General features: G+C 75.1%; 14 protein-coding genes. 6 read left to right on the forward strand and 8 right to left on the reverse strand.

Translation table 11 applies throughout. The features are described from left to right. Positions 1-13: 13 nt before the first annotated feature. A complete protein-coding gene (locus tag ACUN9U_RS11870) occupies positions 14-1,399 on the reverse strand; it encodes an ABC transporter substrate-binding protein (protein WP_445485190.1) in 1,386 nt (461 codons plus the stop codon). 227 nt (positions 1,400-1,626) lie between these two features. Between ACUN9U_RS11870 and ACUN9U_RS11875 the strand changes: the two genes are divergently transcribed. The 4 genes from ACUN9U_RS11875 to ACUN9U_RS11890 are packed head-to-tail and all read left to right on the forward strand — an operon-like array spanning position 1,627 to position 4,651. After that, positions 1,627-2,613: an alpha/beta hydrolase gene (locus ACUN9U_RS11875; protein ID WP_445485191.1), complete on the forward strand. Its 987-nt coding sequence runs from the start codon at positions 1,627-1,629 to the stop codon at positions 2,611-2,613. Positions 2,614-2,639: 26 nt separating this feature from the next. Then, entirely contained in the window at positions 2,640-3,656 is a 1,017-nt protein-coding gene (locus ACUN9U_RS11880) for a helix-turn-helix domain-containing protein (protein ID WP_445485192.1), read from the forward strand. A gap of 31 nt (positions 3,657-3,687) precedes the next feature. Then, positions 3,688-4,092, forward strand: coding sequence for an RDD family protein (locus ACUN9U_RS11885; RefSeq protein ID WP_445485193.1), 405 nt, complete (start codon positions 3,688-3,690; stop codon positions 4,090-4,092). A 10-nt stretch (positions 4,093-4,102) separates the two neighbouring features. After that, entirely contained in the window at positions 4,103-4,651 is a 549-nt protein-coding gene (locus tag ACUN9U_RS11890; RefSeq protein ID WP_445485194.1) for an NUDIX domain-containing protein, read from the forward strand. A 33-nt stretch (positions 4,652-4,684) separates the two neighbouring features. Here ACUN9U_RS11890 and ACUN9U_RS11895 read toward each other — a convergent pair whose 3' ends face one another. The 6 genes from ACUN9U_RS11895 to ACUN9U_RS11920 form a co-directional block, all read right to left on the reverse strand. After that, a complete protein-coding gene (locus ACUN9U_RS11895; protein ID WP_445485195.1) occupies positions 4,685-6,049 on the reverse strand; it encodes an APC family permease in 1,365 nt (454 codons plus the stop codon). 152 nt (positions 6,050-6,201) lie between these two features. Next, the gene (locus ACUN9U_RS11900; protein ID WP_445485214.1) at positions 6,202-6,816 is read right to left on the reverse strand and encodes an HAD-IA family hydrolase; all 615 of its coding nucleotides are present in this window, start codon (positions 6,814-6,816) and stop codon (positions 6,202-6,204) included. Then, positions 6,813-7,565, reverse strand: coding sequence for a DUF4191 domain-containing protein (locus ACUN9U_RS11905; RefSeq protein ID WP_445485196.1), 753 nt, complete (start codon positions 7,563-7,565; stop codon positions 6,813-6,815). The genes ACUN9U_RS11900 and ACUN9U_RS11905 overlap by 4 nt, the downstream gene beginning before the upstream one ends. Positions 7,566-7,639: 74 nt before the next feature. After that, positions 7,640-8,665, reverse strand: coding sequence for a lipoyl synthase (locus ACUN9U_RS11910; RefSeq protein WP_445485197.1), 1,026 nt, complete (start codon positions 8,663-8,665; stop codon positions 7,640-7,642). A 56-nt stretch (positions 8,666-8,721) separates the two neighbouring features. Next, positions 8,722-9,243 carry a flavin reductase family protein gene (locus tag ACUN9U_RS11915; protein WP_445485215.1) on the reverse strand — a complete coding sequence of 174 codons (522 nt, stop codon included), beginning with the start codon at positions 9,241-9,243 and terminating at the stop codon, positions 8,722-8,724. Positions 9,244-9,328: 85 nt separating this feature from the next. Beyond that, positions 9,329-9,847 carry a MarR family winged helix-turn-helix transcriptional regulator gene (locus tag ACUN9U_RS11920; protein ID WP_445485198.1) on the reverse strand — a complete coding sequence of 173 codons (519 nt, stop codon included), beginning with the start codon at positions 9,845-9,847 and terminating at the stop codon, positions 9,329-9,331. A gap of 39 nt (positions 9,848-9,886) precedes the next feature. On the opposite strand from ACUN9U_RS11920, the gene ACUN9U_RS11925 reads away from it, so the two are divergent. Next, a complete protein-coding gene (locus ACUN9U_RS11925) occupies positions 9,887-10,846 on the forward strand; it encodes a DMT family transporter (protein ID WP_445485199.1) in 960 nt (319 codons plus the stop codon). An 11-nt stretch (positions 10,847-10,857) separates the two neighbouring features. Beyond that, positions 10,858-11,802 carry an LLM class F420-dependent oxidoreductase gene (locus ACUN9U_RS11930; protein WP_445485200.1) on the forward strand — a complete coding sequence of 315 codons (945 nt, stop codon included), beginning with the start codon at positions 10,858-10,860 and terminating at the stop codon, positions 11,800-11,802. Positions 11,803-11,891: 89 nt separating this feature from the next. Here ACUN9U_RS11930 and ACUN9U_RS11935 read toward each other — a convergent pair whose 3' ends face one another. After that, the gene (locus tag ACUN9U_RS11935) at positions 11,892-12,416 is read right to left on the reverse strand and encodes a DUF1097 domain-containing protein (protein WP_445485201.1); all 525 of its coding nucleotides are present in this window, start codon (positions 12,414-12,416) and stop codon (positions 11,892-11,894) included. Positions 12,417-12,535 lie beyond the last annotated feature (119 nt).

Consider the following 12,535-nt stretch of genomic DNA (forward strand, 5'->3'; position numbering starts at 1 on the left):
GAGACGGTCAACGTCAGCCCTGCAGCTGGCTCTCGTAGTCGGCCTGCACCGACGAGAGCAGTCCCTCGGGCGTCTGCTGGCCGGCCACCATCTTCTGCAGGTTGGGGGTCCAGCTCTGCGCGTAGATCGCCCCGGTGGCGTTGGCCAGGAAGTCCATGGCGCCGTCGTCGGCGGTGATCTTCGCGCCGGCTTCGAGGGTCTGCGCGGTCACCGAGCCGGCCTCGGTCTCCGGCATGAAGGCGTCGGCGGGGCCCATCGGGTGCGAACCGCCCACCTGGACGGTGGTGGTGCGCGCCTGCTGGTCGGTGGCCACCCAGTCCAGGAAGGCGGCCGCGCAGTCCGCGTGGGGTGCCGCGTTGGCGATGCCGAAGGTCAGGGGCGCCGACATCGCGGCCTGCCCCCCACCGGCCTCCTGCGGCGGCATGAGGAAGAACCCGACCTTCCCGGGGACCTGCGTGTCGAGGTTCGCCGACTCCCAGTCGCCGTCGAACATGAACAGGCCGTCCCCGCCGATGAAGCGGCTCATCATGGTCGCGTAGTCGACGGAGTTGACGTCCCCGGCGAAGTAGCCGGCGTCGATCCACCGCTGCAGGTGCTGTGCTCCCTGGAGGTTCGCCGGCGTGTCGATCGTGGCGCCCTCCTTGTTGAAGATCCAGTCGTTCAGCTCGGTGGGGGAGCCGTAGGCGGCCATGAGGTTCTGCAGCGGGAACAGCAGGCCGCCGGTGGCGCCGCCGTTGAACTGCTGGATGGGCGTGATCCCCGCCGCCTTCGCCTTCGCCAGGGCGTCGTCCAGCTCGGCCAGCGTGGCGGGCGGCTCGGTCATGCCGATCTGCGCAGCCAGGTCCTTGTTGTAGAAGACGCCGGTCATGCTGAAGTTGAGGCCCAGCGCCTGCAGGGGGCCGTCGCCGCGCTCGCCGTCCTCGCCCACCCGCAGCTGCTGGAGCTGGGAGGGCGGCCACTGGTCCCAGCCGAAGGCCTCCGCGTAGGGGTCGAGGTCCTTGAGGAGCCCGTCCTTCGCCAGCTCCGACATCTGCGGCAGCCGCATGAGGTCCGGCGGGTTGTCGGCCAGCACGCGCGGCGCGTTCTGGGTGATGACGGCGAACTGGTCCTCGCGCACGTCGAAGGTGACGTTCGGGTTGGCCTTGGTGAACTCGTCGAAGAGGGCCTGGGGCAGGGGGAAGCCCGACTCGATGTAGGCGGACAGCTCCACCGGCTCGGTGCCGCAGCTGGGCCTCTCGCCCGCGGCCAGGGTCGACGACGACGAGGCGGCGCCGGCGGCGGTGCTGCTGCCCGGCGCGGAGCACCCGGCCAGGAGCAGGCCCGCCGCGGCGAGCGCGGCGGTGCCGGCGTGACGGCGCAGCGGCCGGGCGGACCTGGTCGCGGCGGCGGTGTGGGACATCTCAGGTGCCTCCTTTGGCAGCGCGGGGCGTCAGTCACCCGGCGCCCCCAAGGCTCAGCGCCGCGGCGGTGCCCGGACAACCGCCACGTGGCGCCCCCGCGGCGCCGGTCTCCGCCGCGGTGGCGGCTTGAGGCCCCTGCGGCGGTGGCGGACGCTGGTCGCCCGGCACGGGCCAGCGACGGCCCGCTGCTGCCTCGACGCTGCCCCGACCAGGTCTGGTGAACCACATGACGACGTCTGCCAGCGGGCTCGTGCCCGCGCCGCCGCTTGACCCCGAGGTCGCGGCGGCGCTCGCCGTGCAGCTCGAGACCCCCTCGCCGATCACCGAGGCGGACGTGCCGCTCAAGCGCGCCGAGGACGACGCCGCCGCCGTCTCCGCCCAGCAGCGCGTGGCGGAGCTCGGGCTGGTGCGCCGGGACCTCGCGGCCACCGGGCACGACGGCGCGTCCGTGCCGCTGACCCTGGTGCACCGGCCTGACCGCACCGCCACCAGCCCGCTGGTCTACTTCGTGCACGGCGGCGGCATGATGCTCGGCACGCGGTGGAGCGGCGCCGAGGTCTTCCTCGACTGGGTGGAGCGCTACAACGCGGTCATCGCCACCGTCGAGTACCGCCGGGCTCCGGAGCACCAGTACCCGGTCCCCCAGGAGGACGTCTACGCCGGGCTGCAGCACCTCGCCGAGCACGCCGAGGCGCTGGGCGTGAACCCCGCCGCCGGGGTGGTCGCGGGCATCAGCGCCGGGGCCGGGCTGGCGGCCTCGGTGGCCCTCATGGCCCGCGACCGGGGCGGCGCGCAGGTGGCCGGCCAGCTGCTCCTCGCCCCCATGCTCGACGACCGGGGGACCACCTGCTCCACCCGGCAGTACCCCACCGGCATGTGGAACGCGGTGGAGAACGAGCTGGCGTGGCGCTCGCTGCTGGGGGAGCGCTACGGCTCCGGCGAGGTGCCGGCGTACGCAGCGCCGGCACGGGCCGATGACCTCTCCGGCCTGCCGCCGGCGTTCCTGGAGGTCGGCAGCGCCGAGGTGTTCCGCGACGAGGCCGTCGACTACGCCAGCCGCATCTGGGCGCAGGGCGGTCAGGCCGAGCTCCACGTCTGGGCCGGCGGCTTCCACGGCTTCGGGACGTTCGAGCACACCGTGCTGGCGCAGGGCGCCTCGGCCTCGGCGCGCAACTGGCTCGACCGGGTGCTGGGTGTCAGCGGCCGGCCCTGAGAGCACGATGGGCCGGTGATGGCACGGTGAAGGAGCTGATCCAGCGGCTCAGCGCGCTCGACGAGGACGCTGGCGCCGCCATGAAGATCATCCTGCACTTCGACACGCTGCTCGGCCGCGGAGCTGGGCTGGAGTCCTTCCTGCGGGGCGCCGCGGTGCTGGCCGGCCACGCCGCCGGCCTGGCGCACCCCCAGCACCGGTTGTACCTGCGCGTCGGCGCCGACGGCCGGCCGACCGATCCCGTCACCGACCTCGCCGACGCCGTGCGGTGGCCCCACCACTCCCTGGACGACGGCTCCGGCGCCGTGGTGTGGGTGGAGCGGCCCGCGCCCAGCGCTCTGGACGGCGTGCTGCTGGAGCGGCTCGCCGCCGGCGTGCACCTCACCCTGGAGCGGGTCTCCCCGACCGCCCTGGACGACGACGCCGGAGCGGTCGAGATCCTGCTGTCCACGGCCTCCGACGATGCGCGCCGCAAGGCCGCCCGCAGGCTGCGCCTGCACGAGGGCGCACGCGTGCACGTGGTGGCCTCCGCCGCTGGTGCCCCTGCTCCGTTCAGCCGCCGCTCGGCGGTGCTGGCCACGGCGGACGGTGACGTCCGGGCCTCGCTGGTGGAGGCGGTCCGCTTCTCCACCGCGTGCCTGGCGGGTGTCGGCAGCGCCGTCGGCCTGCACGACCTGCCGACCTCCTGGGCGCAGGCCCTGGTGTCCCTGCGGCTGGCCTCGCGCATCGCCCCGGTGGTGCGCTGGGAGGAGCTGGGCGCGCTGAGCCTGCTGGCCGACGTGCCGGCCGCAGCACGGGCGTCCCACCCCGACGTCCTGGCCCTGCGCGAGGCGGCGCGCGAGCCGTGGGGGCTGGACACGCTGGAGGCGGTGGTGCGCACGGAGAGCAGTCGCGCCGCCTCGGCCGTGCTGGGCCTGCACCACTCCACCGTCCAGACCCGCCTGGCGCGGTTGGAGGACCTCCTGGGCTACCGCCTCGCCTCCGCCGACGGGCGCACCCGTGCCACGGCGGCCCTGGTGCTTCACCGCCTCACCCCTGGGTGAGGCGGAGCCCGGTGACGCCTAGCCTGGCGGAGTGACGGCACCCGCGGACGCCTGGCCGGGTCAGGGGCTGGGGCTCCCCGAGAGCGGTCCCGGGGCGCTCGGCTCGCCGGGGCGCCGCGTGCTCGCGCTCGTCATCGACTGGCTGGCGTGCTCGCTGGTGTCCTTCGCCTTCTTCGACTACGACCCGGTCGCCACCCTGCTGCTCTTCGTCGCCGAGCAGGTGGTCCTGGTGGCCACGCTGGGCGGCAGCTTCGGGCACGCCCTGGTGGGCCTGCGCGTCCACCGCCTCCTGACGGGGACGACGCCCCCGCCGCCGGCGGCCGCGCTGCTGCGGGCGCTGCTGGTCGGCCTGTTCGTGCCCGCGCTGCTGCCCGGCGGCGACGGGCGCCAGCTGCACGACCGGCTGGCGGGCACCGTGCTGCTGCGCCGCCGCTAGCGTCGTCGGCGTGGAGCAGCTGGAGAGCCGCGTCGTCTACGCCAACCCCTGGATCAGCGTCCGGGAGGACCTGGTCCGCCGCGAGGACGGCACCACCGGTGTCTACGGGGTGGTCGACAAGCCCGACTTCTGCGTGGTGCTGCCGCGCACGACGCCCGCCGACGGCCCCGGGGACGGCTGGTGGCTCGTGGAGCAGTACCGCTACCCGGTGCGCGCGCGGCGCTGGGAGTTCCCCCAGGGCACCTGGCCCGCCGGTGGCAGCGGGTCGCTGGAGGACCTCGCCCGCGCCGAGCTGGCCGAGGAGACCGGGCTGCGCGCCGGTCGCCTGACCCCGCTGGGCAGCTTCGACCTGGCCGCCGGGCTGGCCTCCCAGCGCGGGCACGCGTGGCTGGCCGAGGAGCTCCTGCCGGGCGAGCAGCGGCTGGAGGAGACCGAGGCGGACCTGGTCACGCGGTGGGTGCCCCGCGAGGAGCTGGCCGCGATGGTCGGCGACGGGCGGGTGGTCGACGCGGTGAGCCTGGCCGCGCTGACGCTGCTGGCGGCCCGCGAGGGCCGCTGACCGCCCGCTGGGGCCGCTGACCCCGTCGTCGGCTCAGTCCTCCAGCGCGGCCATCGGGCGGCGCAGGCCGCGCGTGTAGACGAGCAGGTAGACCAGGCCGACCGTGGCCCACACCCCGCCGGCGACGAGCGCGTCGCTGTGCAGCTGGGTCCACAGCAGGGCCGTCATCAGCGTCGCCACGCCCGGGACCACGACGTTGCGCAGCTTCTCGCGGGTGGTGCGGGTCTCGCGCCGGCGCACGGCGAACTCGGCGATCACCGAGGCGTTGACGAAGCTGAAGGCCACCAGCGCCCCGAAGTTGATGCAGGCGGAGATCAGCTCGAGGGAGAAGTCCACGGCCAGCAGGCACACCGCGCCGACGATGACGATGTTCACCACGGGCGTGTGCGTGCGCGGGCTGACCCAGCGCAGGCCCCGCCCGGGCAGGGCGCGGTTGCGCCCCATGACCAGCAGCATGCGGGCGACGCTGGCGTGGGAGGCGAGCCCAGAGGCCACCGTCGCGACGAACGCCGCCCCCACCAGCACCGCCTGGAAGAGGGGGCCGCCGACGAGCTGGCCGATCTGCGGCAGCGGGTCGTCGGTGAACTCCCCGAAGGGCGCGTTGGTGGGGAAGCGCAGCTGCGTCACGTAGGCGGCGACCAGGAAGATCCCGCCGCCGATGAGCACCGTGAGCATGATCGCCCGGGGGAGCGTCCGGGGGGTCTTGGCCTCCTCGGCGTACATCGTCACCGCGTCGAAGCCGATGAAGGAGAAGCACACGACCGTCGCCCCGGTCAGGACGAGCGGCAGGGTGGTCTCGGGACCGGCGAAGGCGCGGGTGCTGAACAGCGTGCCGGCGCCCTCGCCCTGCAGCAGCTGGTAGCTGGCGATCACCACGAACACCGCCATCACCGCGATCGCGGTGGCCAGCAGCAGCATGTTGACCCGGGAGGTGCCGCGCATGGTGACGGCCACCAGGGTGGTGGTGGCGACGGTGTACACGACGACGACGAGCCAGCTGGGAATCGCGGGGAAGACCTGCTCGACGTAGAGCTTGACGATCAGCGCGTTGACCATCGGCAGCAGCAGGTAGTCCAGCAGCGAGGACCAGCCGACCATGAACCCGAGGTTGGGGTGCATGGCCTCGCGCACGTAGGTGTAGGCCGAGCCCGCGGAGGGGAAGACCGCGACGAGCTTGCCGTAGCTCGTGGCCGTCAGGGCCATGACCACCAGCGCCAGCAGGTAGGCCGACGGCACGGCGCCGCCGGTGCTGTCCGAGACGATGCCGAAGGTGTCGAAGACCACCGTGGGGGTCATGTAGCCCAGGCCCAGCCCGACCAGGGCCACCAGGCCCAGGGAGCGGCGCAGGCCGCCGCTGTGGCCGCCTGCCTTCGCCGCCGGAGTGCTCGTCGCCGTCATCGCCGTCCCTCACCCGTCCTGCGCGCAGCCCCTTCGTTGGAGCGCCCGGGCAACTGTCGTGGTCCGGGAGGCGGCTGTCCAAGGCCCGGGCAGCACCGCCGCGATGCCTCGCAGGCATGGCTGGCGCCCCGGCGCCCCCGGGTCGGCGGGGGTCAGGCGTCGAGGGTGTCCAGGAAGGCGCGCAGGTCGGCGGCGCCGGTGAACAGGTGGGCCACCATGCCCGCGGCGCGGGCGCCCGCCACGTGGCGCGGGGAGTCGTCCACGAAGGCGCAGGCCGAGGTCGGCAGCCCCAGGTCGTCCGCGACGTGCCGGTAGACCTCCGGGTCGGGCTTGGCGATGCCGATGCGCCAGGTCGCGTAGACGGCGTCGACCTCGTCCTCGACGCCGAGGCGCTCCAGGTCGGCGTCGAGGCGGTCCGTGGCGTTGCTGAGCAGCACCACCCGCCGCCGGCGGCGCTGCTCGCGCACGAGCTCCAGGACCCCGCGGTCGACCTCACCGGCCGAGCGGGACCAGCTGGCGACGACGTCGCGCGCGGCGTCCAGGCCCACGCCATGGGCCTGCGCGAGGCGCTCCGCGGTGCCCTCGCGCCACTGCGCGTCGGTCGTCTCGCCGGTGACGACCGACCGCAGCGCCGGCCTGTCGAAGGCCGCGCGGTACAGCGACCCGCGCGGCACACCCGCCCGCGCCTCCGCCGCGGCCCACTCCTGCGGGTCCCAGCGGCGCAGCACCCCGTCGACGTCGACGACGAGGGCGTGGATGCTGCTCAGCGGCCCCTCACCGCTCGGCGGTCGGGCCGCGCCCGGAACGGGTCGATGCCCTTGGGGATGGGGGGCCGCACGCCGCCGAGCGCCTTGAGGCGCTTGGTGACCTCGGCGACCTCCTGCTTGGTGAGCTTGCGCTCCAGGCGCTGGACCTTCCGCGGCAGCTTGGGCAGCGGGACCTGGCCCTCGCCGCGTCCGCACTGGACGGTGTGCAGGGGGACGTCGCGCAGCACGCGGGCGGTGCGGCGCCGCTCGTCCTCCAGGAGGCGGGTGACGCGGGGTGCGGGGCCGTCGGAGACGAGGATGACGCCGGGGCGCCCGACCACGCGGAAGACGACGTCACGGGTGCGCGGGTCGATGGCGACCGGCTCCTCCTCGACCAGCCAGCCGCGGCGCAGGGTGCGCAGCGCGGCGCCGGCGGCGCCGGGCTGGCCCTCCAGGCTCTTGTAGGCCGCCGTCTCGGCGCGGCGCGCGAGCACGAACAGCGCTGCCAGCACGGAGAAGAGCAGCCCGATGATGCCGAAGTAGATCCAGTGCCCGGTGATCAGGCCGATGACCTCGAACACCACGAAGGGGACCACGAGCGCGCCGAGCATCCACCACCTGATGGAGGGGTCGACGCGCGCGGTCATGCGGTAGACCTCGCGCATCTGCGCGAGGCGGCCGGGGCCGGTGCGGGGCTTGCGGCGGGACAGCCCTCGACGACGCCCCTCCGCCGGGGCGGGGGAGGGAGCGGGGTCAGCGCGGCGGGCCATGCCAGGGATTCTAGGCGCGCCCGCGGGCGCCTCCCGGCTGCCGTGCGGCGACCGGGTGGCGCCCGTCAGGGGCGTCAGCCCGCGGCGCGCGCGCCGTGGCGGGCGAGGACGGCGGAGGCCTCCTGGCGGGCGGGGCCGGCCGCCGAGGCGGCGCCCAGGTGGGCCAGGTGCGCCGGCAGCGCGCCACCGCGGGCGGCCAGGGCCGCCGCGTACAGCCGGCCGGCGCGGTAGGAGGAGCGCACCAGGGGCCCTGCCAGCACCCCGGTGAACCCGATCCGGACCGCCTCGTCCTGCAGCTCCACGAACTCCTCGGGCTTGACCCAGCGGTCCACGGGGTGGTGGCGCGCCGAGGGGCGCAGGTACTGGGTGATGGTGATGATGTCGCAGCCCGCCGCGTGCAGGTCGCCCAGCGCGGTCACGACCTCCTCGGTGGTCTCGCCCATGCCCAGGATGAGGTTGGACTTGGTCACCAGCCCCGCGGCGCGGGCGTCGGTGATGACGCCCAGGGAGCGCTCGTAGGTGAAGGCCGGGCGGATCCGCTTGAACACCCGCGGGACGGTCTCCACGTTGTGGGCCAGCACCTCCGGGCCGGAGGAGAAGACCTCCGCGAGCTGGTCGGGGTCGCGGTTGAAGTCCGGGATGAGCAGCTCGACCCCGGTCTGCGAGGGCACAGTGCCGTCTCCGCTGCCGCTGGCGTGGATGGCGCGCACGGTCTCGGCGTACAGCCAGGCGCCCCCGTCGGGCAGGTCGTCGCGGGCGACGCCGGTGATGGTGGCGTAGCGCAGCCCCATGCTCGCCACCGACTCCGCGACGCGGCGGGGCTCGTCGCGGTCGAGCGCCTGCGGTCGGCCGGTGTCGATCTGGCAGAAGTCGCAGCGGCGGGTGCACTGGTCACCGCCGATGAGGAAGGTGGCCTCGCGGTCCTCCCAGCACTCGAAGATGTTGGGGCAGCCCGCTTCCTGGCAGACGGTGTGCAGGCCCTCGCGCTTCACCAGGCCGTGCAGGGCCTGGTACTCGGGGCCCGTCTTGGCGGTGGTGCGGATCCACTCGGGCTTGCGCTCGATGGGCACGGCGGCGTTGCGGGCCTCCACCCGCAGCATCCGACGACCCTCAGGTGCCAGCGTCACGACGTCGAGCCAGTCATCACCGCACGAGCCTAACCGGCGGGCGCAGCGGCCACCGTCGTGAAGCCGCTGGCGTGGAAGACCAGCGGCCCGGGCTCCAGCACCCGGTGGGCGTGCAGGCGCAGCAGCACCACGACGTGGTCGCCGCCGGGCAGCTCCTCGGCCACGGAGCACTCCAGCCACGCGGCGGCGCCGTCGACGAAGAGGGCGCCGCCGACGCCGTCGACCAGCGACAGCCCGGCGAACCTGTCGGCGGTGCGCGAGGCGAGCTGGCGGGCGGTGGCGTCGTGGGCCTCGCCGAGCACGGAGATCCCCAGCCGCTCGCCCTCGGCGCGCTCGCGCAGCTTCGGCCAGGTGGAGGACGCCCTGTCCACGCAGACCAGCACGAGCGGCGGGTCGAGCGAGACGGAGGTGAACGAGCTCATCGCCATGCCGACGGGGGCGCCGTCCACCCGGGCGCACGCCGAGACGACGCCGCTGGGGAAGCGCCCGAACGCGTCGCGCAGCGCCCGGTGTGCGCTGGCGGTGTCGGGAGCGTCGTCGACGCCGGTCAGGCCGGCCTCGCAGGTGGTCGCGTCGATCACGTCGACCACCGTAGGTCCGGCTCGCGGCGAGCGCGCGTGGCGCCGAGCCGCCCCGTCACCGCGGGGCGGGCAGCTCGGGCGGTGGCTCGTGCTGGCTCAGCCACCCCCGCAGGATCCGCTCCAGCTCGGCGGCGTCCCGCGGGTCCAGCTGGGCCAGGAGGCGGTGCTCGTTGGCCATGTGGTCGGTCCAGGCCCTGTCGATGAGGGCGCGGCCGGCGTCGGTGAGGGAGATGACGCGACCCCGCCCGTCGCGCTCGCTGGTGCGCCGCACCACGAGCCCGGCGCGCTCCAGCCGGTCCAGGCGCTTGGTGAGGCCCCCGCTGGTCACCATGGTGGCGGCGGCCAGCTCCCCGGCGGTCCTGTCGCTGCCCGAGCGGCGCAGCGTGGCCAGCACGTCGAAGTCGCCCTCGCAGAGCCCGTGCGCCTCGAAGACCACCTCCAGCTCCCGCGTGAGGGCCGCGGCCAGGCGGTGCAGCCTGCCGATGACGCCGACGGGGGTGGTGTCGACGTCGGGGCGCTCCCGGGCCCACTGGGCCTGGATGACCGCCACGGCGTCGGGGGGCTGGTCGACCACCCGTGGAAGATATCTTCCGCGTCAGGCATTGTGTCTTCCGTGGAAGGTACTTGGCGCTGGGCGGCCCTCACGGCCATCGCCCCGGTCTCGTGGGGCACCACGTACTGGGTGACCGGGCACGTGCTGCCCGCCGACGAGCCGCTGTGGGGCGGGGTGCTGCGCGCCCTGCCGGCCGGCCTGGTGCTGCTGGCGCTCCCGCTGCACCCTGGCGGGCGCCGGCTGCGCGGCTCGTGGTGGTGGCGCGCCGCTGTCCTCGGGCTGCTCGTCAACGCCGCCTTCTTCTCCCTCGTCTACGCCAGCGCCACCCTCCTGCCCAGCAGCGTGGCCGCCACGGTCGCCGGCGTCGGCCCCCTCGTCGTGCTCGCCCTGGCGTGGCCCCTGCTCGCCCAGCGCCCCCGGGCCGCGTCGGTGGCCTCGGCGCTGGCGGGGCTGGTCGGCGTCGTCCTCCTGGTCGGCGCGGCCACCAGCGGCCTGGACCCCCTCGGCGTCGCCGTGGCCCTGGCCGGGGTGGTCTCCTTCTCCGCCGGCACCGTGCTCTCCCAGCGGTGGTCGCGCGCGGCGGCCGACGGCCGCCTCTCGCCCGCTCCGCGGCCGCTGACGATGGCGGCCTGGCAGCTGACCCTGTCCGCGCTGCTCGTGGCGCCGGTGGCCGCGGCCGTCGAGGGCGCACCGCCCGCGCTCGACGCGCCGGCGCTGGCGGGCCTGGCCTACCTCACGCTCGTCGCCACCGCGCTGGCCAACGCCCTGTGGTTCGCGGGTCTGGCGCGCCTGGACGCGAGCGCCGTCTCCGTCATCGGGCTGCTCAACCCGGTCGCGGGCGTCGCCCTGGGCACCCTGCTGGCCGGGGAGCACCTGGCGGCGCTGCAGTGGGCCGGGCTCGTGCTCGTCCTGGGCGGGGTGGTGCTGGGTCAGGTGGGGGCCGGCCGCGGGCGTCGCCGCCCGGCGCAGCCCGCAGCGGCGCAGGCCCTCCCGCGCGAGCTGGCGGGCGCGCGCCCGTAGGGTCGGCCCCTGTGAGCCAGCGACCTGACCTGCGGATCTTCACCGAGCCCCAGCAGGGAGCCACGTACGCCGACCTGCTGGCCGTGGCGCAGCGGACCGAGGAGACGGGCTTCAGCGCCTTCTTCAGGTCCGACCACTACCTCGCCATGGGCGACGACCCGGCGCAGGCGCTCCCCGGGTCGACCGACGCGTGGACCACGCTCGCGGGCCTGGCGCGCGAGACCTCCACCGTCCGCCTCGGCACGCTGGTCTCCTCGGCCACCTTCCGCCACCCCGGCGTGCTCGCCGTGCAGGTGGCCCAGGTCGACGAGATGTCCGGCGGCCGGGTGGAGCTGGGCCTGGGTGCCGGGTGGTTCGAGGCCGAGCACGCCGCCTACGCCATCCCGTTCCCGCCGCTGGGGGAGCGCTTCGACAGGCTGGCCGAGCAGCTGGAGCTCATCACCGGGATGTGGGCCACCCCCGCCGGCACCACCTACGGCTTCTCGGGGCAGCACTACACCGTCAAGGACTCGCCCGCGCTGCCCAAGCCGGTGCAGCAGCCGCTGCCCGTGGTCGTCGGCGGGGCGGGGAAGAAGCGGACCCCCGAGCTCGCGGCGCGGTACGCGGCCGACTTCAACGCCGGCTTCTGCACCCCCGAGGACGCCGAGCAGCGCTTCGCCCGCGTGCGCGCCGCCTGCGAGGCCGTCGGGCGCGACCCGGGCAGCATCGAGATGTCGGTGGCCCACCTGCTCGTGCTGGGGAAGGACGACGACGAGGTGGCGCGCCGCGCGGCCGCGGTGGGCCGGGACCCCGAGCACGTCCGGGAGCAGGGCTTCTGCGGCACGCCGGGCGAGGTGGTCGACCTGCTGGGGCGCTACCGCGAGGCCGGCGCCACCCGGTTCTACCTGCAGGTGCTCGACCTGGCCGACCTGGACCACCTCGACGCGTTCGCCTCCCTGGTGACGCCCCAGCTCTGACACCCCACCGGCGTGATCGTGGGCGATCGGCCACCTCGAGGTCGCCGATCGCCCATGATCACGGTTGCTGGGGGGCGGTGGGGCCGGGGTCAGGCGGGGCGGCTCGCGGTGGGCGTGGCGGCCGGCTCCTTGCCGAGCAGCGGCTCGATGACGTCGGCGCCCTTCTCGGAGGCGAAGGCCAGCAGCGCCCCGACCACGAGCGAGACCACCGAGGCCAGCACCGCCGCGCCGCTCGCGCCGGTGCCGAAGAAGCAGGCCGCCCCGACGAAGGCGCCGGGGATGAACGCCAGCGGCTTCCAGGCCGCCTGCACGCACATGCCGAACGCGCCGACCGCCACGGCGATGCCCAGCACGAGCGCGCCGCCGGCCACGGCGGCGGTGGCGGCCTGGATGATCAGCCACCCCCACACCACACCGGACAGGGTGGAGGCCACGGTCTTGCCGAGGCCTCCGGTGCCGCCGCCGGCGGCGTAGAACAGGGCCCAGGCGGCGAAGCCGACCCACACCACGAGGACAGCGGCCGCGGTGCCGGCGCCGGGCAGGGAGAACCCGACCCAGGTGAGGACGCCGGCGAGGACGCCGATCGAGGTGCCGAGCGCGAGAAGACGCTTCATGACTGCTCTCCTTCGAACAGTGCGGGTGGTGCGGGGCGTAGTGGTGCGAGGCGTGGTCGACAGGGGTGCGGTGACCAGAAGACGGTGATCATGGGCGTGGGCCCCCCCCGGGGGGGGGG

The sequence above is a fragment of the Quadrisphaera sp. KR29 genome, assembly GCF_052644995.1.

Coding starts and splice junctions, on each gene's coding strand:
- ACUN9U_RS11870 (WP_445485190.1), bottom strand. CDS start 1,399: ATGTCCCACACCGCCGCCGCGACCAGGTCCGCCCGGCCGCTGCGCCGT.
- ACUN9U_RS11875 (WP_445485191.1), top strand. CDS start 1,627: ATGACGACGTCTGCCAGCGGGCTCGTGCCCGCGCCGCCGCTTGACCCC.
- ACUN9U_RS11895 (WP_445485195.1), bottom strand. CDS start 6,049: ATGACGGCGACGAGCACTCCGGCGGCGAAGGCAGGCGGCCACAGCGGC.
- ACUN9U_RS11905 (WP_445485196.1), bottom strand. CDS start 7,565: ATGGCCCGCCGCGCTGACCCCGCTCCCTCCCCCGCCCCGGCGGAGGGG.
- ACUN9U_RS11910 (WP_445485197.1), bottom strand. CDS start 8,665: ATGCTGCGGGTGGAGGCCCGCAACGCCGCCGTGCCCATCGAGCGCAAG.
- ACUN9U_RS11935 (WP_445485201.1), bottom strand. CDS start 12,416: ATGAAGCGTCTTCTCGCGCTCGGCACCTCGATCGGCGTCCTCGCCGGC.